Consider the following 23,418-nt stretch of genomic DNA (forward strand, 5'->3'; position numbering starts at 1 on the left):
GCAACTGAGACTGGCGCACGGGCCCGGCATCGGGTAGGCTCATGCCACTTGGGAGAGACAGATGAAGAATACGGCGACCGATTTCGACGTTCTGATCGTGGGTGCGGGCATCTCCGGCATCGGCATGGCGGCGCATATGAAGGACAAGGCGCCCGGTCACAGTTTCGCGATCGTCGAACGCCGTGACAATCTGGGGGGAACCTGGGACCTCTTCCGCTATCCCGGCATCCGGTCGGACAGCGACATGCATACGCTGGGCTTCGATTTCGAACCCTGGACGCACGAGAAATCGATCGCCGACGGCCCCGCCATCCTCGACTATCTCGACCGCATCGTTGACGAACGCGATATCCGCAAGCACATCCGCTTCGGCCACAAGGTGCTGTCCGCGGACTGGCGCGACAGCGAAGCGCGCTGGCACGTCACGCTCGAAACCGCGCAGGGCGAACGCAAGCATCTGACCGCCAACTGGCTCTATCTCGGCGCGGGCTATTACGATTACGACGAAGCCTATGATCCCGGCTTCGATCTGGGCGAATTCGCAGGCGAAGTCGTGCATCCGCAATTCTGGCCGAAGGACCTCGATTACAGGGGCAAGAACGTGGTCGTCATCGGATCAGGCGCCACTGCGGTCACCATCGTCCCCTCGATGAGCGACAAGGCCGCCAAGGTGACCATGCTGCAGCGCACGCCGACCTGGATGTTCAGCCGGCCGGCCAAGGATGCACTGGCCAATTTCCTGCGCAAGATCCTGCCCGAGAAGACCGCTTACAGGATCACCCGCTGGAAGAACATCACGCTGCAGGATCTGGGTTTCAAGCGGGCCCGCGCCAAGCCGCAGAAGATGGGCGAAGCGCTGCACAAGCGTATCCGCAAGTCGCTGGGCGACGATTGCGACCTTGCGCCGTTCACGCCGCCATACAATCCGTGGGACCAGCGGCTGTGCCTGGTCCCCGACGACGACCTGTTCGAAGCGATGAAGAGCGGCAAGGCGGAAATCGTGACCGGTCATATCAAGGCTTTCGAAAAGGGCGGTGTGCGCTTGACGGACGACCAGTTCATCCCGGCCGATATCGTCGTCACCGCAACCGGGCTCAAACTGGCGATCGCCGGCAAGATCGCGTTGTCGCGCGAAGGCCGGAAGATCGACCTGGCGCAGCACTATTACTACAAGGGCTGCATGTTCTCGAACGTGCCCAATCTGGCGGCAGTGTTCGGCTATCTCAACGCCAGCTGGACGCTGCGCGCCGATATCAACTCGGACTTCATCTGCCGCGTGCTGCAGGAAAGCCGGCAGCGCGGCGCGGACCTCGTCGAACCGGTGCTGACCCCCGCAGCGGAAGCGGCTATCGTCGAAGACGACATCTTCGATTTCTCGTCGGGCTATATCCAGCGCGGCAAGGCGATCATGCCCAAGAACGCGGTGGCCTACCCCTGGCGATTGAACCAGGAATATGTCGCGGATCGCAAGCGGATGAAAGAAGACCCGGTCGACGACGGTCTGCTCGACTTCCGGCGGCACGGGGCCAACGCGCGCGGCGCGGGCGAACAGCTCGAAGCTGCGGAGTAGCTTTCGCGCGCGGACCGCGTTACGCCAGCACCCATGACCGAACGCATCTACACCGCGGGCCTCGTCGTGATCGGCGACGAAATTCTCTCGGGCCGCACGCATGACAAGAATATCGCGCAAATCGCCAGCTGGCTGCAGGTCCAGGGCATTCGCCTGTCCGAAGTCCGCGTGGTGCCCGATGTCGTCGAACGGATCGTCGAAGCGGTGAATGCGCTGCGCGAAGCGTACGATTACCTGTTCACCACCGGCGGGATCGGCCCGACCCACGACGACATCACCGTCGATGCCGTGGCGGAAGCGCTGGGCGTTCCGGTGATCGTCCATCCCGAGGCGAGAGCGATCCTTGAGCGCTATTACGCCAGCATCGGCAAGGAGCTGACCGAGGCGCGGCTTCGCATGGCCCGCGCGCCGGAAGGCGCCGAACTGATCCCCAACCGCATGTCGGGCGCGCCGGGGATCAAGCTTGGCAATATCCACCTTATGGCAGGGGTGCCGCACATCACCGCGGGCATGCTCGATGCGCTGACGGGCACGCTCGAAGGCGGGGCTCCGCTGCAATCCGAAACCGTCGGCTGCTGGACCCCGGAGAGCGAGATCGCCGACATCCTGCGGCAGGTCGAACAAGCGCATGAAACCTGCCAGATCGGCAGCTATCCCTTCTTCCGCGAAGGCCGGGTCGGCGCGAATTTCGTGGTTCGTTCGACCAGTAGCGAAGATCTCAGGAGCTGTGTCGACAGCCTGTGCGACGGGCTGGCCACCGCCGGCTTCGATTTCACCCCCGGGGGAATCTGACCGGCGGCCAGGGTAATCGCACTGTTAACCACCGCGTGATACAGTGCCCCCGATGACCGCGGTCTATATCACGATCGACACCGAATATTCGGCGGGTCTTGCCGTCGAGCTGGGCCGCCATGCCCGCGCAGAGGTCTATGCCCGTTCGATCGCCGGCCGCACTGCTGCGGGCGATGTGGGTATCGATTATCAGATGGACGTGATGGACGCGCATGGAATTGCGGGCGTCTTCTTCGTGGATCCCATGCCCGCGCTGGTCTGGGGTGTCGAAGCCGTCGCCGCAGTGGTCGAACCGATCATCGCGCGCGGGCACGAGGTTCAGTTGCACCTGCATCCCGAATGGCTCGAACTCGCAGGCAACTCCAATCCGTTCAAGGGGCGGACCGGGCGCAACCTCAACGCCTTCAGCGAAGACGAGCAGGTCGAACTGATCGAGCTGGCGCGCGCCTTTCTCGTCGAAGCGGGGGCGCCTGCACCCACCGCATTTCGCGCGGGCAATTACGGCGCGGACGACGCCACGCTCCGCGCGCTGCGACGCCTCGACATCCGCTATGACAGCAGCCATGTCCCGGGTATCGCCGGCTCCGACTGCCGGATCTCGCTCGGCGCCGCGGACCGTGCGGTTATTCTGCACGAAGGCACGATAGAGGTGCCGGTAAGCGCAATCCGCAGCTTCGGCGGGCTGCGTCATGCGCAGATCACTGCCCTGTCGCATTGGGAAATGGCAGCAGCGCTGCAGTTCTGCGTGCGCGCAGGCGTCGAGATGCTCAACATCGTCAGCCACAGTTTCGAACTGATGAGCCGCGACCGGTTGCAGATAAATGCAATCGTGCGCGACCGTTTCGCGCGGTTCTGCCAGACGATTGCCGAGACCCAAGGGGCGCGCAGTGCCACGTTCACCAGTCGGCCTCCCGCTATCGGCGATCAGACCGGCGCGGGGACCATGCCGCACAATCTGCTGCGCACCGGCGCACGGATGGCCGAACAGCTGTGGGCCAACCGGCTCTACGGCGGCGGGTGAGAGCCACGGTGGTCGCTACGCCCTATCCCCTGCCCTTCACCATCGGTTCGCGCCGCCTGCTTGCGGTCGAGCGCGAGGTGGCGCCGATAGCCTTTACGTTGGAGGATATTCTGAGCGGCCGTTTGCCAGGTGTCCCCGCCATGGGTCACGGTGAAGGCTACCGCGTGCTGTCGGCACCCGCTCATGCGGAAAAGCGCCTGCGCGAAGCGATGCCCGGCTTCCTCATCGGCGCACGCGAGGATTACGAGCGCAGCTATATCGCGATGTCGGGCAGCTACGAGGACTATCTCGTACGTTTCTCGGGAAAGACCCGGTCGACGCTGCGGCGCAAACGGCGCAAGGTCGAACAGGCCGGGGGCGGCGATCTCGACATGCGGACCTATCTCACGCCGGCCGAGATGGACGAATTCCTGCAGTTGGCGATCCCGCTGTCACGGCGCACCTACCAGGCCCGATTGCTCGACGCGGGCCTGCCCGATGACAAAGACGCCAGGGCCGAGATGCGCGAGCTTGCCGCGGATGACCGGGTGCGGGCCTATATCCTGTTCCTCGACCAGCGGCCGATCGCGTATCTCTACCTGCCCGTCGCCGGTCACACGCTGGTTTACGCGCATCTTGGATACGAACCGGATTATGCCGAGCTGTCACCCGGAACGGTGCTCCAGATGGCTGCGCTCGAACGATTGTTCGCCGAGGACCGGTTCCAGTTCTTCGATTTCACCGAAGGCGATGGCGCGCACAAGAAACTGTTCCGCACCGGAAGCGTGCCCTGTGCCAGCTTCCTGATGCTGCGGCCGAGCTGGGCGAACCGGGCGCTCCTGAACGCGCATGGGCTGTTCGAAGCGGGTGTGGCAGGTTCCAAGCAACTGGCCGAGCGGTCCGGGTTCGCCGCGACCCTGCGCAAGCGCCTACGCTAGAGATCGACGTCCTTCTCCCGCCGTTCCGACAGCTCTTCGCGCAATTCGCGCGCGCCGCGTTCGGCCCGCTGATCGGTTCTCTTGCTCGACCGGCGCGTATAGAGCCAGGCGCCGACCAGCAGCGCGAGAAGTACGAAAGGCCCGACGCTGCGGGCGAAAAATAGAATGGTATCCACGAAAGTCTCCTGACTGGGGGTCTCGTGAATGGAACGCGTGCCGGCGGTTATCTTTCCGGTCCTTCCCCGCGCTTCCAGCCAGACATGGCCCAGCCAAACGAAAAGGGCCGGCGGATCTGCATCCGCCGGCCCCTGCTGTTTCGTTGTCGCAATGCGAAAGAAGCTTAGGCTCCTTCCACCTCCGCCAGGTCGACCTTGAGGCCCGGCCCCATTGACGAAGTCAGCGTGATCTTCTGGACATACTTGCCCTTGGCACCCGAAGGCTTCGCCTTGACGATCGCATCGGTCAGCGCCGCGAAGTTCTTCTTCAGGTCGGCGTCGTCGAACGACAGCTTGCCGATGCCGCTGTGGATGATGCCCTGCTTCTCGACGCGGAATTCGACCTGGCCGCCCTTGGCGTCCTTCACGGCCTGTTCCACGTTCGGCGTCACGGTGCCGAGCTTCGGGTTCGGCATCAGGCCCTTGGGGCCCAGCACCTTGCCGAGACGGCCGACGACACCCATCATGTCGGGCGTGGCAATGACGCGGTCATAGTCGAGATTGCCGTTCTGCATGTCTTCCATGAGATCTTCGGCACCGACCACGTCCGCACCAGCGGCCTTGGCCTTCTCGGCGTTGTCGCCCTTGGCGAAGACGGCGACCTTGACTTCCTTGCCGGTTCCGCTGGGGAGCGACACCATGCCGCGGACCATCTGGTCTGCGTGGCGCGGATCGACGCCGAGGTTCATCGCGACTTCGACGGTTTCGTCGAACTTCGCCTTGTGTTCGCGCAGCGTGGCGAGAGCTTCGTCGACGCTGTAGGTCTTTTCGCTGTCGAGCTTGGCGACGAGCTGCTGCTTCTTGGTCTGCTTAGCCATGATCTTAGCCCTCCACCACGTCGAGGCCCATCGAACGCGCGCTGCCTTCGATGATCTTGGTGGCCTGTTCGATGTCGTTTGCGTTCAAATCGGCCATCTTCTGTTCGGCGATTTCGGCAAGTGCCGAACGCTTGATGGATCCGGCCGAAACCTTGCCCGGCTCCTTCGAGCCCGACTTGAGCTTGGCGGCCTTCTTGATCAGGAAGCTGGCCGGCGGGGTCTTGGTCACGAAAGTGAACGAACGGTCCGCATAGACCGTGATCGTCGTCGGAATCGGCATGCCCTTTTCCATGTCGCCGGTGGCGGCATTGAAGGCCTTGCAGAATTCCATGATGTTCACGCCGCGCTGACCCAGCGCAGGGCCGATGGGGGGCGAGGGATTGGCGGTGCCCGCAGGCACCTGCAGCTTGATATAGCCGTCGATCTTCTTGGCCATGAATGGCCTCCTTTCTCACTGTTGCCGCGGCACTTTCGAACCGGGGCTCATGGTAAGCGGTCAAGCGGTCCGCATAAGCGACCTCCCGCACGGGTTCCCGAGGATGTCTTGGGAAGGCGCGCACATAGCGGTTTGGCACCGGATTGCAAGCAATTCGCTCTGCCCCGATCGCGTCGGATGACACCTTCATCGAAGGCCGCTCGCGCGCCACAATTGAAGGGCATAGGCTGCGGACGATGCCCAATCCCCTGCCCCTGCCATTCCGCCACCCGCTTGTCGCGGCCGTGCTGCTATGCGCGGGCGCACCCGCATCGGCGCAGCAGCCCGAAGCCCCCGTCGACACTGTCCGCATGCCCGAATTGCCAGCCGCCGAAATCGACCAGTCGCTGGCAATCGGCGGCGAGGAAATCGCGGCGCACAAGCTGCGCAGCCGGATGACCGTGGGAGTATTGGTCAACGGCGCCGGCCCGTATGATTTCGTGGTCGACAGCGGCGCCGACACTTCGGCGGTCGGCTCGGCGCTGGCGGGAAAGCTGGCGCTGCCCGAAACAGAACCCGCCCTGCTCCACGGCATTACCGAGAGCAAGATCGTGGACCGCGTATGGGTGGACGAACTGCGTCTCGGCAACACCGTGACCATGGGTCTCGAGACCCCCGTGCTCGACGAACGCGACATGGGCGGCGACGGGATGATCGGGCTCGACGCGCTGGTCAACCAGCGATTGATGATGGATTTCGACGAGCGCATCATCACCGTGGACGATGCGCGGGAGAAGGACGAAGCGATGACCGACGGGGTGATCGTTGTGACCGGGCGCCTGCAGCGCGGACAGTTGATCCTGACCGAAGTCGCTGCCGGCCGCGAACGGGTCGAAGCCGTGGTCGACACAGGCTCCGAGATCACCATCGGCAACCTCGCGCTGCGTAACCGCCTGGTTCGCAAGCGTTCGCGCGGTTTCGACACGGTGACCGTCTACGGGGTCACCGGGGCGGCGCTGGAGCTCGAGTTCACGGTGGTCAAGAACCTCCGCCTCGGTTCCATCACGCTGCAGAACGTACCCATGGCCTTTGCCGACATTCCGCCCTTTGCAGTCTTCGGGCTCGATGAAAAGCCGTCTTTGCTGCTGGGCACCGACCTGATGGAAAACTTTCGCCGGGTGTCGCTGGATTTCGCGGATCGCAAGGTCCGCTTCCAGCTGCGCAAATGCCATCACGCAGCGATTACCATGCGAACTTCCACCTGGGCATCGCGTATCCGCACGAGTGACGAGCGGGCCTGTAGCTGACCCGCGCCAGTGGCGCGGCCAGTCTGCGCTTGCGCCTTACGGGGTCGTTTTCTAGACGCGCCGGACGATGGACCGCACGCGCCCCACCCATGCGATCTGGCTGCTGCTTGCGGCAACGCTGTTGCTGCGTGCACTGGTCCCTGCGGGCTGGATGCCCGATGTCGATCGCAGCGACGCGATCGTGGCCAAGATGTGCAATTCGGCGATGTCCGTGACCATCCCGCTCGGTCGCGAGCGGGTGCCCGACGACAGCGATGCCCAGCACAGCGCGCCCTGCCTGTTTGCCGGTTTCGCCAGTGACGCCCCGCTCGGCGGCAGCCCGCTGGTGGTCACCGCGGCGATCCTCGCAGAGCAGCGCGGCGTGGCGGTTCTGGCCGCGCTGCAGCTCGCACGCACGGCCTACCTCCTCCCGCCCGGCCGCGCTCCACCTGTCGCCGCCTGACCGGCGTTTCCCGTCATTCCGGGAGACGCTGCAACCACGGCTTTTCCCAATTCATGACAGGAATACAAAATGAAACACGGTTTCGTGCGCGCCGCTCTGGCGTTGCTTCCGCTGCTCACCGCCTACCCGGCCCAGGCGCAGGACAATCCCGCAAGTTCCGATCCCGCTGGCGAAGTTATTGTCGTTACGCCCGTGACGCTGCATCCCGCGGCGGGGCTGATGAACGAACACACGCATGACGGCGGCGAGTTCATGATCGGCCTGCGTTACACCCGCAGCAGCTATTCAGGCGGCAATCGCGCGCGCACCACGACACTAAGCGACGTGGAGGTGTTCGCTGCCGGCTACTCCGTACGCGGGTCCGACATGGTCATGGACATGGTCATGCTCGATGTGATGTATGCTCCCAATGACAAGCTGACGCTGATGGTCATGCCCCACTGGATGCGGCACACGATGACCATGGTCGGGATCGACCCCGGCAATACCGGCATGGGCGATATGGCGATGGGCGGCATGCCCATGGGCGATATGGATCACGGCCATAGCGGGATGGCTTTCGGCCAAACCATGACCCATGCGTCCCAGGGGATTGGCGATACGCTGGTATCGGCCAGCTACCGGCTCGCGCACCAGCCGCGGTTCAAGGCGCATGCCACGCTCGGCCTGTGGTCACCGACCGGCAAGGTCGATCGCAAGAACAGCGACGGCACCTTCGTCCACTACATGATGCAGTCGGGCAGCGGGACCTGGGACATCGAACCCTCGGTGACCGTGTCCGGCCAGGCGGGTATGGTCGGCTGGGGCGCACAGGCGAGCTACCGCTGGCGGACGGAAGACGCCAACAAGAGCGGCTTCGCCTTTGGCGACAAGGCGCAGGCGACCGGCTGGCTCAGCTATCTCGTGGATAACGGTTTCAGCCTTACCAGCCGTCTCACCTGGGAACACGAAGGGCGGATCGAAGGCCATTACGACGGTCCGCACAAGCATCACACGCCGGCCGACATCCAAGCCAACTATGGCGGTGACAAGGTGCTCGCCGGGCTCGGCGCCAACGTGGCGCTGCCGCTTGCCGGGCCCGATCGCCCGCAATTGGGGATCGAGGCCGGCATCCCCGTGTATCAGAATCTGAACGGCATCCAGCTGCCCGAGGACTGGCGTCTCTCGGTCTCGCTCGGCAAGACCTTCTAAAGCGGAAAGGCCCCGCCCGGATCGTCCGGGCGGGGCCTTTTCAAAAAGCCGGCACGAGGCTGCGGCTTACTTGGCCAGTTCGACCTGCTCGAAATCGAGTTCGACCGGCGTTGCGCGGCCGAAGATCGAGACCGAGACCTTGACCTTCTGCTTGTCGAAATCGAGTTCCTCGACCAGCCCGTTGAAGCTGGCGAAGGGACCGTCGAGCACCTTGACCTGGTCGCCGATCTCGTAATCGACGCTGATTTCGGTCTTGGGCGCCGAACGCGCTTCTTCCACGCCGCCGAAATACCGGGCCGCTTCCTTTTCGGAAATCGGCTGCGGCTTGTTGTTGTTGCCGAGGAAGCCGGTAACCTTGGGGGTGTTCTTGACCAGGTGGTAGACATCGTCGGTCATGTTCAGCTTCGCCAGCACGTAGCCCGGCATGAACTTGCGTTCGACCTGGACCTTCTTGCCGCGCTTGACCTCGGTGATCGTCTCGGTCGGAACCTCGACCTCCTCGACGCCTTCGGACAGGCCCAGACGCTCGGCCTCGGCGATGATTGCATCGCGGACCTTGTTCTCGAAACCCGAATAGGCGTGGATGATGTACCAGCGTGCCATGTGTACTCGTTACCCTGTCGAAATGCGGCTCAGGCCAGGAAAATCAGGCCAGCGTCAGCAGCCAGCGCACCACGGCGCTGAACAGCGAATCGATGCCGAGGAAGAAAAGCGAGAGGATCACCGTGAGGATGAACACGAAGATAGCGGTGCGCACCGTTTCCTCGCGCGTCGGCCATACGACCTTGCGCCCTTCGGTCTGCACCTGCCGGAGGAATTCCGCCGGGCTGGTTTTCTTCTGGTCTGCCATGTTCCACGTCTCTCGCGTAAAAATCGTGCCGCCTTCCGCCACGTCCCTTTCAGGTAGGGTCTTTCGCCGCCCCGGTTCAAGTCCGGGAGGGGCTTTTCTGCGATCCCAATGTCGGAAGACGGCGCTGCATCTACCGCCGCATCGGTCAAAAGGCAAGCGGTGGACGTGCGTCTCTTTCACCCTTTGCAAGTCGCGCCGGCGGCCCTAGCGTGCACGCTTTCAGTTTTCCGGGACGCATGAGGGGAATACTCGCGATGGCACTAGGCCAGACACCAAGTCTGGGCGATCGGCTGGTACAGCCGGTTACCAACATTTCCGATTTCATCTGGGCCGGCCTGTGGAACGGCGAAGCGGTCATTCCCTTCCCCCCGCTGGCCATCATCCTCCTGGGTGTCGGCCTGTGGTTCATGGCCGGCCTGCGGTTCTATCCGATCACCAAGCTGGGGGCAGCGGCCAAGGGCCTGTTTGCCGGACGCAAGGGCGAAGGGGCGGGCGAAATCAGCCCCTTCGCCGCGCTGTCGACCGCGCTTTCGGGCCAAGTCGGTACGGGCAACCTGGCCGGGGTCGCCACCGCGATCGCGCTCGGCGGTCCCGGGGCGATTTTCTGGATGTGGGTCACCGCGCTGTTCGGCATGGCACTGGCCTTTGCCGAAGGGTCGCTGGCGATTCGCTACCGCGAAACCACCAGCGACGGGGTCAAGCGCGGCGGGCCGATGACCTACATCATGATGGGCCTGGGGCCGAAATGGACCTGGCTGGCGGTCGTCTTCTGCCTGGGCACGCTGTTCAGCGCGCTGGTAACGGGCAACTCGATCCAGGCGAACGCCGTGGCCGATGGCCTGAACGAGCTGTTCGGGATCGAGGAATGGCTCGGCGGGCTGATCGTGGCCGTGCTGGTATTCGTGGTCATCATCGGCGGGATCAAGTCGATCGGTCGCGTTGCCGAAAGCGTGGTGCCGTTCATGGCAGCCGCTTACCTGGTGATGGCCGTAATCGCGCTGGCGCTCAATTTCGCCGATCTGGGTGAAACCTTCGCGCTGATTTTCGACGGCGCCTTCAACCCGCAAAGCGCGGTGGGCGGCTTCACCGGCGCGGCAATCATCATGGCGATCCGCGCCGGCGTGGCGCGTGGCCTGTTCTCGAACGAGGCGGGCCAGGGTTCGACCCCGATCGCCCATGCTGTGGCGCAGACCGACGATCCCGAACAGCAGGGCCGCATGGCGATGCTGGGCACGTTCATCGATACGGTAGTCATCTGCACCATGACCGCACTGGTCATCCTGACCGTGCGCGGTGATTTCACCGCGGGCGGCGAAGCGGTGGCGCATGCCTGGCAATCGGACCGCGTCGGTTTCGAAATGACCAGCGGCGCCTTCGCAGCGGCCTTCCCGGTCGAAATTGCCTCGATCCCGATCGGAACGCTGATCGCCAGCATCGCGCTGTTGCTGTTCGTCTTCACCACGCTGCTAACGTGGAGCTATTATGGCGAGCGCGCGATCACCTTCCTCTACGACCGGATGAAAGGCTCGACGCGCGAGGGCGAGCGGCGGCTGCACATGGTGTGGCGCGTGCTGTGGTGCGTGGTGATCTTCATCGGCGCGGCACAGCCGAGCGAGCTGGTCTGGCGGCTTGGCGATATCTCCAATGCCACCATGGTCCTGCCCAACCTCCTGGCGCTCGCGCTGCTCAGCGGCGTGGTGTTCAAGCTGGCCCGCGGCGATCGCACGGCCGGCAAAGAATACCGCGAGGCAACGCCGGAAGAGCCGGAAGAATACTGAGACTTCTGCGACTGAATGGCAAAGGGGCCGGAGAGCGAACGCTTTCCGGCCCCTTTCCTTTCAGCGGGAGATCAGCGGCGTCCGAACAGGCGCGCGAGGAACCCTGGTTCCTCCATCGGCTGGATCTTGCCATGCATACGATAGCGCAGCGAACTGTCGCTGTAGGGCCGGGGCTGTGCCCAGCGATCTGGGCGGCTGCTGCGGAAAGACATGCTCGACATGGGGTACCTCCATGAATGCCATTGCTTGCCGATAAACCCTCAGCGGTGCTTTCGGGTTCCCGCAGGGGTGCGCGTCCAGACAAGCCCAAGCAGCGCGAGTGCGGCAAGCGGCATCAAATTGACGCCGAGGGGGAACGCCGCCGCGCGTGTGGCATAGGGAGCGAAATAGAGCAGCGTGAGGCCGAGCTTCTCGTAAGGACGAAACCCGCGCTCGAGCCCCTGAATGACCAGCCAGAGCGTCGGAAACACGAGGAACGGCAGATCGTAACTGAACAGATAGGGCGATGCGAGCGCAGTAGCCGCCAGGACTGCAGCAGAAGCTCCTGAGGCATCGTCGCCGAAACGCTGCGGTGCGAACAGGGCGACTGCAAGGGCCAACACGGCAGAACATGCAGCCCCTGCAAGCGCGACAAAATCGCCGAGGTGTGGCCGCAACTGGGAAAAGATCGTGCTCATCCGCAACATGAAGTCCGGATCAGGCCTCTCGATAAGCTGGCGGCTGGCGCTCCAGCTTCCGGTATAGGCCAGCAGAGTATCGCTGCCGAAGATCAGCCATGCCGCCCCCAGCAGCGCCGCGACCACCAGCCCGGCCGCAACGAATGCCCGCCATTTGCCGCCTGCACTGAGCCAGAACGGGGCGAGGAGAGCGAGATGCGGCTTGATAACGAGAGCACCTACCGCCGCACCGGCCACCACCTGCCGCCGCGGTAATTCATGCGCCGCCAGCACCAGAAGCGCGCCAGTGAGCAAACCGGTCTGTGCATGTCCCGCCGCGATCAGTGCTCCCGGATAGGCCAGCACCAGTGGCCACAACCGCGGGAACGCCCGGACGCTGACCCAGGCCCACGCACCCCATGTCGAAGCCACCCAGACAATCCATGCGATCGGCAGCGGCAATAGCCCGAGTGGCACGAGCGCGAACAGGAACGGTGGCGGATTGACGAAAGCGAACCATCCCGGGCTTCCCGTCGAGGTCTGGACCTGCTGCTGCGCCGCCAGATCGTAGGCGGCTGCAGGTTCGCCAGCGGCGGTGACCTGCCCCGCGCCCCAGAAAGCCAGGAAGTCAGTCGTCCCCGGCGGCATAGCGCGCCAGAAGGATATGGCGACAAGCCCCAGGCTCGCCAGCGCCAGCAGCAAGGCGTAACCGCGCACGCGCTCATGGGTGAGCCAGTCGGCCCGGCGCAACCAGTCCATCGCCCTATTCCCCTCTCGCTCGTGTCATGCACGAACGGGATTAGCGTGCCGCGGCTGCGCTAACCAGCGCGAGCGGGGGGCAAATCCCCGCCCGCGCCGGTCGGTCAGCTTGCCTTGGAAGCGATCCAGCGGTCGATCTTGTTCTCCAGCACCGGCATCGGCAGGCTGCCCGTGTCGAGCACCTCGGCGTGGAATTCGCGGATGTCGAAATCCTCGCCCAGCTGATCTTCGGCGCGCTTGCGCAGTTCCTGGATCTTGATGGCCCCGACCTTGTACGCCAGCGCCTGCGAGGGAATGGCGATATAGCGCTCGACCTCGGCGACCACTTCGGTGCGCGTCATGCCCGAATTCTTGAGCATGAAGTCGATCGCCTGCTCGCGCGTCCACCCCTTGGCATGCAGCCCGGTATCGACCACCAGCCGCATCGCGCGCAATTGCTCGTCCTGCAGCGTACCGTAACGGTTCCAGGGATCGTCGAAGAAGCCCATCTCATAGCCCAGCGTCTCCGAATAGAGCGCCCAGCCTTCGACATAGGCCGTGTTGCCGCCGAAGCGCATGAATGCCGGCAGATCGGTGTTTTCCTGCGCGAGGCTGATCTGGAAATGGTGCCCCGGTGCGCCTTCGTGCAGGTAAAGCGTCACATTGCCCGTCGTCAGGCGGCTGGGCAGGTCATAGGCGTTGAAATAGAATGTCCCCGGCCGCGAACCGTCCGGCGCGCCCGAATTGTACGAACCACCCGCTTCGAACTTCTCGCGATACTCCTCGTAGGGCTTGATCTCGAGGGGGGTCTTGGGGACCAGCGAGAAATATTCGCCGATCTTCTCATCGACCTGCTCGCCGATATCGTAATAGCTCTGCGTCAACGCCTCGCGGCTCTCCGGCTTGAACTGCTCGTCGGTGCGCACGTAGTCGAAGAACTCGTTGAGCGTCCCCTCGAAGCCGACTTCCTGCTTGATCTGCTCGAGGCCATTCTTGATCCGCGCCACTTCGGACAGGCCCAGTTCGTGCAGGTAATCGGGCTCGAGCGGAAGCGTCGTCGTACCCTCCACCATATGCCTGTACAACTCCGCGCCGCCCTTCATCTGTGACAGTCCCACGCTGTCGCGTGCCACGGCCATGTATTCGTCGCGCAGGAAATCTCGCATCCGCTCGTGCGCCGCGTAGATTTCCTCGGTGGCCGCGGTGTATTCAGCCGTCAGCCGCGCCTTCTCTTCGGCGGAAAATTCCTCGGGGAAGTTCTTCACCGGCATGAAGAAGGGCGATTCCTCGACCGGCATCGCCAACTGCGTGTCGAGCTGGCTGACGACGTTGCCGATCGTCAGCTTGGTTTCGTACACGCCGGTTTCCATGCCTTCGCGGAACTTGCCGATCGCGCGGTCGGTGATGGCGATGTAATCCTCGTGCCGCTTGAGGTTGTTCTCGTAGTCCTCGACCGTCTTGAAGGGGGCGGCGCTCTGCCCGCTGGCGAAGTTGGGATAGAACGTGTGGAAGCCTGAGAAATGGTTCACCGGACGCACTTCGCTCGCCGCGAGGATCGCGGGGGCATAGCCCTCCTGCTCACGCTGCTGGTTGTAGGCAAAGACATCGTAGGCGAGCTGGTCGGTAGGCGACAGCTTGCTGCGGTCGATTTCGGCCAGCTTCGCGAGGTTTTCGGCATTGTCCGCCTTGCTTGCGGCAAGATGCTCGTCGGTCAGGTAATCGCCCAGGCGGTCCGCGTAGCGCATGTCGCCGCGAAACAGCGCGCCGACCGGATTGAGCTTGAGGCTGCGTTCATCGGCATCCGCGAACAGCGCGAAGAGCTTGTCGTGTTCGCTGATTTCGCTCGCAGCATCGGTTGCTGCATGGTGATCGCGGGCGATGGCCGGGTTCGCTGCCAGAACAAGCGAAAGGGCGGCACCCGAAGCGAGGGCGTGACGGACGAGTTTCATGGAGGTTCCCCTGGTAATTGTAGTGCAGCGATAGGACAGGCATTTGCCCGAGCGCACAAGCACGCCATACGATCGAAGGCATATGTCGCTCGACCGGCGCCATGCAGTGCCCTGTTCCGCATGGCGCCGGCAATGCTGCGGTCAATCGATCACGCGGCCGCGCACCATCACCCAATCGACATTCTCCAGCGTCGACGTATCGTCGAGCGGGTTGGCTTCGACCGCAATCAGATCCGCCGAATAGCCGGGCGCGATCCGGCCGATCTCGTTTTCCAGTCCCAGCACGCGTGCGGCGTGGGTGGTCGCCGCCGCGAAAGCATCCCGGTGGCTCATGCCCTGTTCGACCATCAGCGCGAATTCGCCTGCATTGCGGCCGTGACCGAAGACGCCGGCATCGGTCCCGAAAGCGATCGGCACGCCCCAGCGCAGCGCCTTGCCCATGAAGACGCGCGCGGTTTCGGCTACATCGCGGATCTTGTCCTCGACGACCGGTGTGTAGACGCCCTGTCCAAGCCGTTCGGTAACGCCCTTGAACGCCATCAGCGTGGGCACCAGCACGGTACCGTTGTCCTTCATCGCACGGGCGGCCGCCTCGTCCAGATAGGTCCCGTGCTCGATCGAATCGATGCCGGCACGCGCCGCGGCCTCGATCCCGCGCGCGCCATGCGCATGCGCCATGACCTTCAGACCGAGCGAATGCGCAGTATCGGCAATGCTCTTCATCTCGGCGCTGGTGAAATGCGCTTCGAGCCCCCGCCCTTGCTGGCTGAGCACGCCGCCCGTGGCGGTAATCTTGATGATATCGGCGCCGTTCTGGCTCGCGAGCCGGACTTTTTCGGCGCATTCGACCGCCCCGGTGCAGGTGAACCCGCTGTCGAGCAGTTCGTTGACTTCGGGGCGGAAGCCGCTGACATCGCCGTGCCCGCCCACGATCGCGAGCGAGGGGCCGGCTGCCACGATGCGCGGGCCGTCGATGAAACCTTCCGCGGTTCCGCGGCGCAGCGAGAAGGCGCTGGCGGGGCCGCTGCCCGCTTCGCGCACGGTCGTGAACCCGGCAAGCGCCGTCAGGCGGGCATTCTTGGCGCCGACGACGACATCCCATTCATCGGGCTCGACTGCGCCCTTCCAGAAATCGCCGCCCGGATCGCCGGTCAGGTGGACATGCAGGTCGACCATTCCGGGTACCACGGTCTTGTCTTTCAGATCGACCGTGACCGCCTGTGCGGGGGCTGCCGTGAAGCCGTCGGCAACGCTGACGATCTTCCCGTCGGTGACCGTTATCGTGGATGGCCCACGCGGCTGGCTTTCGGCATCGATGACAAGCGCGCCCGCGTGGATGACAGTGGTATCGGCCAGCGCCGGCGCGGCGCACATCGCCCCCGCCAGTGCGATGAATGCGGCAAACTTCATTCTCTATCCCCTTGGTTACCCAAGGAGATGCCCGCCAGCGGCCGGCGTATCAAGCAAAAGCGGCGCTAGAAGGTATAGCCGATCCCGAGTGCGCCCATCCACTGGTCTGCATCACCGCGAATGGAGGTGAACGGTGTACGCTTGCCATCGCCGAGCATCCGCGAATATCCGCCCATGGCGATGAGCGCGAGCCCGCCGTTGGCAAGATTGCCGTCGAGATCGACCCCGGTGAGCAGGTTGACACCCACCCGGTCCCAGCCGCCATCCGCCTGGTAGGCCGGCAGTGCGCCGCCGGCCGGTACCGAATAGTAATAATCGGCATAATCGTCGTCGACATACGAACCACTGACCGACAGCGAGATCGCCGCGCCGCGGCTGACGGGTGTGAAATAGGTCACGCCCGGGCTGACCAGCGTACCGTCATGCGCGCCGGCGACATCGAACAGCGTCTCGATGTTGAAGCTCAGGCTGTCATAGGGATTGAGCAGGCCGGGAAGGCTGATCCCCACCGAGGGACCGACTTCGAAGGCGGTGTCGAGTTCGCCATAGGACAGGACCACGGGATCCTCGATCTGCGAGGCGCGGTTGCGGTTGAGCCGCGCAGCAACGCCGGCCGAAATCTTGGCGCCATCGCTGTCGTCATTGATGAAATCGAGCGCAGCACCACCCGCCCGGGGGCTGATGCGCACACCGCCGATCTTGCCCTGTACGATAGGGATCGGCGATACGACATAGTCGTCCGACCCATCGTAGCTGGCGGAATAGACCGCGCCCGCACCGATCGAGAACCAGTTGCCATCGAATACGGTCGCTTCGCCGTCAGGTCCGTCGGGCAATGCCTCGACATTCTGGGCCATGGCGGGTGCGGCGCAGGCGAGCGCCAGCGATCCGGTTGCGGCGAACAGTAACTTCATGCGGATTCCCTCGATATATGTCTTTGCCGTTCAACTCGCACGGTAGTGTGACGTTCCCGTATCCCTGCCCGGAAGGAATTCCAAAGCGATTGCCGCTGGGCCGCTTCGCTTCTAAGCCCACGGGCGATGGACGGGCGCATGATCGATATGGCCGTGGTCGGCGGCGGCCTGGCGGGCGGATTGGCCGCGCTGGCAGTGCGCCGCGCCCATCCCGAGTTGAACGTAGCGATCTTCGAAGCGGGCGACAGCCTGGGCGGCAACCACCGCTGGAGCTGGTTCGCCAGCGATCTCGACGCTCCCGGGACGCAGCTCATGGCTGGCTTTGCCACGACCGAGTGGTCCGGCGGTTACGATGTCGCCTTTCCGGGCCATACGCGCCACTTGTCTTCGCCCTATCGTTCGCTCGCCAGCCGGGATTTCGATGCCGCGCTGCGCAGCGAACTGCCCGCAGCCGCCATCCGCACGCAGGCACGCGCCACAAAACTGGCTGCCGGCGGCGTCACGCTCGCCAGCGGTGAGCACATCGCCGCGCGCTGCGTGATCGATTGCCGCGATTTCACCCCCTCGGCCCAGCTGCGCGGCGGGTGGCAGGTCTTCGTGGGACGGCATTTGCGGACACGGACCGCGCATGGCGTCGCCGATCCCATCGTCATGGACACGCGCGTGGCCCAGCACGGGGCCTACCGCTTCGTCTACACCCTGCCGCTTGGCCCGGACGAGCTGTTCGTCGAGGACACCTATTACGCCGACGAACCTGCGCTCGATCGCGCGGCGCTAGAAGCGCGCATCGACCGCTATTGTACGGCGATGGGCTGGCACGGCGATCGGCTCGGCGGCGAAACCGGCGTGTTGCCGGTTATTACCGGAGGCGATTTCGCAGCCTACCGGGCGGCGCTCGGAGGTGCGGGCGTGGTTCGGTCGGGCGCGCGCGGCGGCTTCGTTCACCCGCTGACCAGCTACACCCTGCCCTTCGCCGTGGCCAATGCTCTCGCCCTGGCCCGCCACGCGCGGCTGCCGGGCGACCAGCTTGCCGCGCTATTCGAAGACCGGGCGCAGCGGCACTGGCAGGCGACGCGGTTCTATCGCAGCCTCGGCAGGATGCTGTTCGACGCTGCCGAGCCGGAGGAACGCTACCGAGTGTTCGAGCGGTTCTATCGCCTGCGCGAACCCCTGATCGAACAATTCTACGCTGGAAATTCGAGCACGGCCGACAAGCTGCGCATCCTCTCGGGCAAGCCGCCCGTATCTGTCCCTGCCGCCATTCGCGCCTTGCTTGGCAAGGGCAGCCCGCTGGTCCATGAGAGGTCGCAATGAACACCGAAACTGCCATTCCCGTTACCCCGAGCGACAGCACCGAGCCGTTCGTCCCCGCCCCCACCGGCCGCACGGCCTGCGTCGTCGGTGCAGGCTTCGGCGGCCTTGCGCTCGCTATTCGCCTGCAATCGGCAGGCATCACCACGACCGTCGTCGAAGCGCGCGACAAGCCCGGAGGGCGGGCCTATTACTGGGAGCGCGACGGTTTCACCTTCGATGCGGGCCCGACCGTCATCACCGATCCCGATTGCCTCAAGGAATTGTGGGCGCTGACCGGTCACGACATCGCTCGGGATGTCGAGCTGATGCCGGTCATGCCCTTCTACCGGCTCGCCTGGCCCGACGGCACGCAGTTCGATTATTCGAACGACGAGGAACAGCTGTTCCGCGAGATAGCCCAGCTCAATCCCGCCGATGTCGCCGGCTACCAGCGGTTCCTCGAATATTCCGAAGCGGTCTACGAAGAAGGCTACGTCAAGCTTGGCCATGTGCCGTTCCTCGATTTCAAATCCATGCTCAAGGCGGCGCCAGCCCTGGCCAAGCAGCAGGCATGGCGCAGCGTCTATTCGATGGTGTCGAGCTATGTCGAAAACGAAAAGCTGCGCGAGGCGCTGAGCTTCCATACGCTGCTGGTCGGCGGCAATCCGATGAAGACCAGCAGCATCTATGCGCTGATCCACAAGCTCGAAAAGGACGGCGGCGTATGGTGGGCCAAGGGCGGCACCAATCGCCTGATCGCCGGCATGGTCGCGCATTTCGAGCGCATCGGCGGCACCGTGCGGCTGGGCGATCCGGTGGCGCAGGTGCACACGCTGGGCAAGCAGGTGACCGAGATCGAGACGCAGTCCGGCTGGCGCCAGCGGTTCGACGCGATCGCGAGCAATGCCGACATCATGCACAGCTACAAGGACCTGCTGGCCGGATCGAAGCGCGGCAAGGATTACGCCAAGAGCCTGTCGCGCAAGAGCTTCAGCCCCAGCCTGTTCGTCGTCCACTTCGGCATCGAAGGAAGCTGGCCGGGTATTCCGCATCACATGATCCTGTTCGGTCCGCGCTACAAAGGCCTGCTCGAGGACATTTACGATCACGGCGTCCTGCCCGAGGATTTCTCGATCTATCTGCACCACCCCAGCGTCAGTGACGACAGCATGGCGCCCGAGGGGATGAGCACTTTCTATGCGCTGGTGCCGGTGGCCCATATGGGCAAGCTGGCCGTCGACTGGGAGGAAATGGGACCGGTACTCGAGAAGCGCATTCTCGACGAACTCGGCCGGCGCCTGATCCCCGACATCCATTCGCGCATCGTGACCAAGTTCCATTACGCCCCGCGCGATTTCGCCGCCGACCTCAACGCCCATATGGGCAGCGCCTTCAGCCTCGAGCCGGTGCTGACGCAAAGCGCGTGGTTCCGCGGGCACAATCGCGACGATGTGCTCGACAATTTCTACCTTGTCGGTGCGGGCACGCATCCCGGGGCGGGAATTCCGGGGGTGGTCGGCAGCGCCAAGGCAACTGCCGGATTGATGCTGGAAGATTTGGCAGTATGACGCGCGGGATGAACCGTCTCGCCATCTATTGCGGCTCCGCCTCGCCCGATGATCCGCGCTATATCCAGCTCGCCTACGATGTGGGCAAGCGCCTCGCCGAACGCGGTATCGGCGTGGTCTATGGCGGCGGCCGGCTCGGCCTGATGGGCGCCACCGCGCGCGGTGCGCTGGAGGCCGGCGGCGAAGTGATTGGCGTCATTCCCGAGGCACTGGCCAGTTCGGAAGTCGCCAATCACGATTGCACCGAACTTTACACCGTGGGCGGCATGCACGAGCGCAAGCAGCGGTTCACCGACCTGTCGGACGGCTTCATCACGATCCCCGGCGGCGTCGGGACGATGGACGAATTGTGGGAGGCGATGAGCTGGGCGCAGCTTGGCTATCACGACAACCCGGTCGGCCTGCTCAATGCCTTCGGCTTTTACGACGAGCTGATCGCCTTCAACCGCAAGATGGCGGAAGTCGGTTTCGTCCGCCCGGTGCACCAGAACATCCTCGTGCACGACGACACTCTGGACGGATTACTCGACAGAATGGCAGCCTATGAACCGCATACGCCGATCTTCCAGATGAAGGCCGACGACCTCTGAGCAAACCCCGCACCCTGGTCCAGTCGCGGTACCTGCGGCCCACCCCGACCCGCGCGGGCGGCGGCCGCGATCGCGCGATCCTGGTCGACAAGTCGCTCGAATCGATCGAACAGGGTTCGCACAGCTTTGCCGCAGCTTCGAAACTGTTCGACAAGGCAACCCGCGAACGCAGCTGGCTGCTGTACGCCTGGTGCCGCCGGTGCGACGACATCGCGGACAATCAGGACAAGGGCGGGCCACTGGGCGACCAGGGCAACATGAAGGATGCGGAAGACCGCGTGCAGGCCCTGCGCGTGCTGACCAAACGCGCATTCGAGGAACAGCCCACCGCCGATGCCGCTTTCGACGCGTTCGGCCTGGTCGCCGACGAATGCGGCCTGACGCTGGCCGAAGCCAACGACGTGATCGCCGGCTTCGCGCTCGATGCGACGCGCTGGACCCCGAACACCGAAGCGGACATGCTGCGATATTGCTACCATGTCGCGGGTGCGGTCGGCATCATGATGGCGCGGATCATGGGGGTGCATCCCGACGATGGCGAAACGCTGGACCGGGCCTGCGACCTCGGTCTCGCGTTCCAGATGGCCAACATCGCGCGCGACATCGTCGAAGATGCAGAAGCCGATCGCTGTTACCTGCCGCAAAAATGGCTCGAGGAAATGGGCTGGCAACAGGGCGAACACGCCCTGCCCGAAAACCGCTTTCGCCTCGCCAGCCTGATGCCGCGCCTTATCGAACTGATGGAGAAGCACGAGGCGGCGGCCAAGCTCGGCGCGCGGAAATTGCGCTTCCGCCAGCGCTGGGCGGTGCTGTCCGCCGCGCGGATCTACGGCGCGATCGGCCGCAAGGTCTTGAACCGGGGCCAGCTGGCGTGGGATACTCGCACGCGCGTTTCGGCCGCCGAAAAGACCTGGCACATGGTCGCCGCGTTCTTCGAAGCGGTCCGCAACCGCCCGCCCCCGCTCGCGGAGCCGATCACCTGGAGCCGGCACGACTTCAAGCCGCTGGCCGGCTGGTAGAGGCCTTCGCTCGTCCTTGCCAATCGGCAGTTACGGGAGTTTCCTTTTCCCCCGGCGGAAGCTAATCCCCGCCGCATGATTGCAAAGCTCCTCATCGCCAATCGCGGCGAAATCGCCTGCCGCATCATCCGCACCGCGCGCGCAATGGGTATTGCCACGGTCGCGGTCTATTCGGACGCCGACGCCCGCGCACTGCACGTGCGGCAAGCCGATGAGGCGGTGCATATCGGCCCCTCACCCGCCGCCGAAAGCTATTTGCTCGGCGAAAAGATCATCGCTGCGGCCAAGCAGACCGGAGCGGAAGCCATCCACCCGGGCTACGGCTTCCTGTCCGAAAATGCCGGTTTCGCGCAGGCCGTGATTGATGCCGGGCTGATCTGGGTGGGCCCCAAGCCGTCGAGCATCGAGGCGATGGGGCTCAAGGATGCTGCCAAGACGCTGATGATGGAAGCGGGCGTCCCGGTTACGCCCGGCTATCTGGGCGCAGACCAGTCGGCCGAACGGCTGAAGAAGGAAGCCGACGCCATCGGCTACCCCGTGTTGATCAAGGCGGTTGCGGGCGGCGGCGGCAAGGGTATGCGGAAGGTCGACAAGGCCGAAGATTTCGAAGCGGACCTGCAAAGTTGCCGCCGCGAAGCCAAGGCCAGCTTTTCCAACGATGAAGTGCTGCTGGAAAAATGGATCACCTCGCCCCGCCATATCGAGGTGCAGGTGTTCGGCGACAGCCACGGCAATGTCGTCCACCTGTTCGAGCGCGATTGCAGCCTCCAGCGCCGCCACCAGAAGGTGATCGAGGAAGCCCCCGCCCCCGGCATGGACGAGGCGACGCGCGAGGAAATCTGCGCCGCTGCCGTGCGCGCCGCAAAGGCAGTCGACTACGAGGGTGCGGGCACGATCGAATTCATCGCCGATGCCAGCGAAGGCCTGCGCGCCGATCGCATTTTCTTCATGGAAATGAACACCCGCCTTCAGGTCGAGCATCCGGTGACCGAGGAAATTACCGGGGTCGATCTGGTCGAGTGGCAACTGCGCGTCGCGAGCGGCGAGCCGATCCCGCTTAAGCAGGGTGAACTGCGCATCGACGGCCACGCCATCGAAGCGCGGCTCTATGCCGAGGACCCGGCCAGCGGCTTTCTCCCCTCGACCGGCCCGCTCGACCATTTCGACCTCGGCAGCACGGGACGGATCGAAACGGGTGTCGCCGAAGGCGATATGATTTCCCCGCATTACGATCCCATGGTCGCCAAGCTCGTCGTGTGGGAAAAGACCCGGGCGGACGCGATCGAGGCCCTGGCCGATATCGCCGAAAGCGTCGAGGTCTGGCCGGTGAAGACTAACGCCGCCTTCCTCGCCAACGCCCTGCTGGAAGACGATTTCGTCGAAGCCCAGCTCGACACCGGATTCATCGAACGCAAGCTCGAACGGCTGGTCGGCAACGATGCGCCAGATGATGCGATCTGGCAGGCTGCCGCCGACTTTACGGTCCTCGACGCGATCGAGGAGAACGCCCCCCGCCCGATCGGTTTCCGGCTCAATGCGGATCCGCGGGTCGCCGCGACCCTGTTCCACAAGGGCGAAAGCCGCACGGTCGACGTCATCGGCGAAAGCGAGGCCGCGCATGCCACAGGTTTCGTCGAAGATGCGCGCACGGTGGTTTTTGCCGATGGCCAGGGTTTCGAGTTCGCGCTGGAAAGCCGCGGCAGCGGCGCGGCGGCGGCCGGTAGCGGTGCTATCCTCGCCCCCATGCCGGGCAAGGTCATCGCGGTCGATGTGGCCGAGGGCGACCGGGTGACTGCGGGACAGCGGCTGATGGTGCTCGAGGCGATGAAGATGGAACACGCGCTGACCGCCCCGTTCGACGGGACCGTGACCGAGCTTTCGGCCGCGACCGGCGGACAGGTGCAGGTCGAAGCCGTGCTGTGTTTGGTAGTGCCTGCAGAGGAATAGTCTCCTTCCGTCACCCTG

23 protein-coding genes are annotated in these 23,418 nt (G+C 64.3%); 13 read left to right on the plus strand and 10 right to left on the minus strand.

Annotated features, from left to right (window positions below):
• Positions 1-61: 61 nt before the first annotated feature.
• From SJY12_RS08215 to SJY12_RS08230, 4 genes are read left to right on the plus strand one after another with little or no spacing between them, the layout of a single operon-like run.
• Positions 62-1,570, plus strand: a complete 1,509-nt coding sequence (locus SJY12_RS08215; protein WP_397505036.1) for a flavin-containing monooxygenase — start codon at positions 62-64, stop codon at positions 1,568-1,570.
• A gap of 33 nt (positions 1,571-1,603) precedes the next feature.
• The gene (locus SJY12_RS08220) at positions 1,604-2,362 is read left to right on the plus strand and encodes a molybdopterin-binding protein (RefSeq protein WP_063512466.1); all 759 of its coding nucleotides are present in this window, start codon (positions 1,604-1,606) and stop codon (positions 2,360-2,362) included.
• A 52-nt stretch (positions 2,363-2,414) separates the two neighbouring features.
• Positions 2,415-3,383, plus strand: a complete 969-nt coding sequence (locus SJY12_RS08225) for a hypothetical protein (protein WP_397505037.1) — start codon at positions 2,415-2,417, stop codon at positions 3,381-3,383.
• On the plus strand, positions 3,380-4,300 hold the full coding sequence (locus SJY12_RS08230) for a GNAT family N-acetyltransferase (RefSeq protein ID WP_397505038.1): 921 nt from the start codon (positions 3,380-3,382) through the stop codon (positions 4,298-4,300). Before SJY12_RS08225 ends, SJY12_RS08230 begins: the two co-directional genes overlap by 4 nt.
• Here the strand turns inward: SJY12_RS08230 and SJY12_RS08235 are convergent.
• The 3 genes from SJY12_RS08235 to rplK form a co-directional block, all read right to left on the minus strand.
• Positions 4,297-4,476, minus strand: a complete 180-nt coding sequence (locus SJY12_RS08235; RefSeq protein ID WP_063505296.1) for a hypothetical protein — start codon at positions 4,474-4,476, stop codon at positions 4,297-4,299. The genes SJY12_RS08230 and SJY12_RS08235 overlap by 4 nt on opposite strands.
• A 164-nt stretch (positions 4,477-4,640) precedes the next feature.
• Entirely contained in the window at positions 4,641-5,333 is a 693-nt protein-coding gene (gene rplA / locus SJY12_RS08240; protein WP_063505297.1) for a 50S ribosomal protein L1, read from the minus strand.
• Positions 5,334-5,337: 4 nt separating this feature from the next.
• Positions 5,338-5,769, minus strand: a complete 432-nt coding sequence (gene rplK, locus SJY12_RS08245; RefSeq protein ID WP_050600910.1) for a 50S ribosomal protein L11 — start codon at positions 5,767-5,769, stop codon at positions 5,338-5,340.
• A gap of 236 nt (positions 5,770-6,005) precedes the next feature.
• On the opposite strand from rplK, the gene SJY12_RS08250 reads away from it, so the two are divergent.
• The 3 genes from SJY12_RS08250 (at position 6,006) to SJY12_RS08260 (ending at position 8,688) form a co-directional block, all read left to right on the plus strand.
• Entirely contained in the window at positions 6,006-7,055 is a 1,050-nt protein-coding gene (locus SJY12_RS08250; protein ID WP_397505039.1) for a retroviral-like aspartic protease family protein, read from the plus strand.
• Positions 7,056-7,122: 67 nt separating this feature from the next.
• The gene (locus tag SJY12_RS08255) at positions 7,123-7,497 is read left to right on the plus strand and encodes a hypothetical protein (protein ID WP_397505040.1); all 375 of its coding nucleotides are present in this window, start codon (positions 7,123-7,125) and stop codon (positions 7,495-7,497) included.
• Positions 7,498-7,566: 69 nt separating this feature from the next.
• On the plus strand, positions 7,567-8,688 hold the full coding sequence (locus SJY12_RS08260) for a hypothetical protein (protein WP_397505041.1): 1,122 nt from the start codon (positions 7,567-7,569) through the stop codon (positions 8,686-8,688).
• Positions 8,689-8,754: 66 nt separating this feature from the next.
• Here the strand turns inward: SJY12_RS08260 and nusG are convergent, their stop codons facing one another.
• Positions 8,755-9,291, minus strand: coding sequence for a transcription termination/antitermination protein NusG (gene nusG / locus SJY12_RS08265; RefSeq protein ID WP_050600914.1), 537 nt, complete (start codon positions 9,289-9,291; stop codon positions 8,755-8,757).
• Between the two features lie 43 nt (positions 9,292-9,334).
• Positions 9,335-9,538 (minus strand): preprotein translocase subunit SecE, encoded by a 204-nt coding sequence (gene secE / locus SJY12_RS08270; RefSeq protein ID WP_050600915.1) that lies wholly within the window; start codon positions 9,536-9,538, stop codon positions 9,335-9,337.
• A gap of 254 nt (positions 9,539-9,792) precedes the next feature.
• Between secE and SJY12_RS08275 the strand changes: the two genes are divergently transcribed.
• The gene (locus SJY12_RS08275) at positions 9,793-11,316 is read left to right on the plus strand and encodes a sodium:alanine symporter family protein (protein ID WP_050600916.1); all 1,524 of its coding nucleotides are present in this window, start codon (positions 9,793-9,795) and stop codon (positions 11,314-11,316) included.
• A gap of 71 nt (positions 11,317-11,387) precedes the next feature.
• Here the strand turns inward: SJY12_RS08275 and SJY12_RS08280 are convergent, their stop codons facing one another.
• The 5 genes from SJY12_RS08280 to SJY12_RS08300 form a co-directional block, all read right to left on the minus strand.
• Positions 11,388-11,537 (minus strand): hypothetical protein, encoded by a 150-nt coding sequence (locus SJY12_RS08280; protein ID WP_197458082.1) that lies wholly within the window; start codon positions 11,535-11,537, stop codon positions 11,388-11,390.
• A gap of 39 nt (positions 11,538-11,576) precedes the next feature.
• Positions 11,577-12,722 carry a glycosyltransferase family 87 protein gene (locus SJY12_RS08285; protein ID WP_397505042.1) on the minus strand — a complete coding sequence of 382 codons (1,146 nt, stop codon included), beginning with the start codon at positions 12,720-12,722 and terminating at the stop codon, positions 11,577-11,579.
• A 113-nt stretch (positions 12,723-12,835) separates the two neighbouring features.
• Positions 12,836-14,659 carry a DUF885 domain-containing protein gene (locus SJY12_RS08290; RefSeq protein WP_397505043.1) on the minus strand — a complete coding sequence of 608 codons (1,824 nt, stop codon included), beginning with the start codon at positions 14,657-14,659 and terminating at the stop codon, positions 12,836-12,838.
• A gap of 141 nt (positions 14,660-14,800) precedes the next feature.
• Positions 14,801-16,069: an amidohydrolase family protein gene (locus tag SJY12_RS08295; RefSeq protein WP_397505044.1), complete on the minus strand. Its 1,269-nt coding sequence runs from the start codon at positions 16,067-16,069 to the stop codon at positions 14,801-14,803.
• Positions 16,070-16,134: 65 nt separating this feature from the next.
• Complete coding sequence (locus SJY12_RS08300; RefSeq protein ID WP_397505045.1) at positions 16,135-16,983, minus strand: MipA/OmpV family protein; 849 nt, start codon at positions 16,981-16,983, stop codon at positions 16,135-16,137.
• 138 nt (positions 16,984-17,121) lie between these two features.
• On the opposite strand from SJY12_RS08300, the gene crtY reads away from it, so the two are divergent.
• The 5 genes from crtY (at position 17,122) to SJY12_RS08325 (ending at position 23,400) form a co-directional block, all read left to right on the plus strand.
• Complete coding sequence (gene crtY, locus SJY12_RS08305; RefSeq protein ID WP_397505046.1) at positions 17,122-18,297, plus strand: lycopene beta-cyclase CrtY; 1,176 nt, start codon at positions 17,122-17,124, stop codon at positions 18,295-18,297.
• A complete protein-coding gene (locus SJY12_RS08310; protein WP_082835615.1) occupies positions 18,294-19,844 on the plus strand; it encodes a phytoene desaturase in 1,551 nt (516 codons plus the stop codon). The genes crtY and SJY12_RS08310 overlap by 4 nt, the downstream gene beginning before the upstream one ends.
• An 8-nt stretch (positions 19,845-19,852) precedes the next feature.
• Entirely contained in the window at positions 19,853-20,434 is a 582-nt protein-coding gene (locus SJY12_RS08315; protein ID WP_050601018.1) for a TIGR00730 family Rossman fold protein, read from the plus strand.
• Between the two features lie 104 nt (positions 20,435-20,538).
• The gene (locus SJY12_RS08320; protein WP_397506674.1) at positions 20,539-21,453 is read left to right on the plus strand and encodes a phytoene/squalene synthase family protein; all 915 of its coding nucleotides are present in this window, start codon (positions 20,539-20,541) and stop codon (positions 21,451-21,453) included.
• A gap of 75 nt (positions 21,454-21,528) precedes the next feature.
• Complete coding sequence (locus SJY12_RS08325; protein ID WP_397505047.1) at positions 21,529-23,400, plus strand: acetyl/propionyl/methylcrotonyl-CoA carboxylase subunit alpha; 1,872 nt, start codon at positions 21,529-21,531, stop codon at positions 23,398-23,400.
• The last annotated feature ends 18 nt before the right edge of the window (positions 23,401-23,418 follow it).

The organism is Qipengyuania sp. R86523, from assembly GCF_044596365.1.
Classification (GTDB): Bacteria; Pseudomonadota; Alphaproteobacteria; order Sphingomonadales; family Sphingomonadaceae; genus Qipengyuania; species Qipengyuania citrea.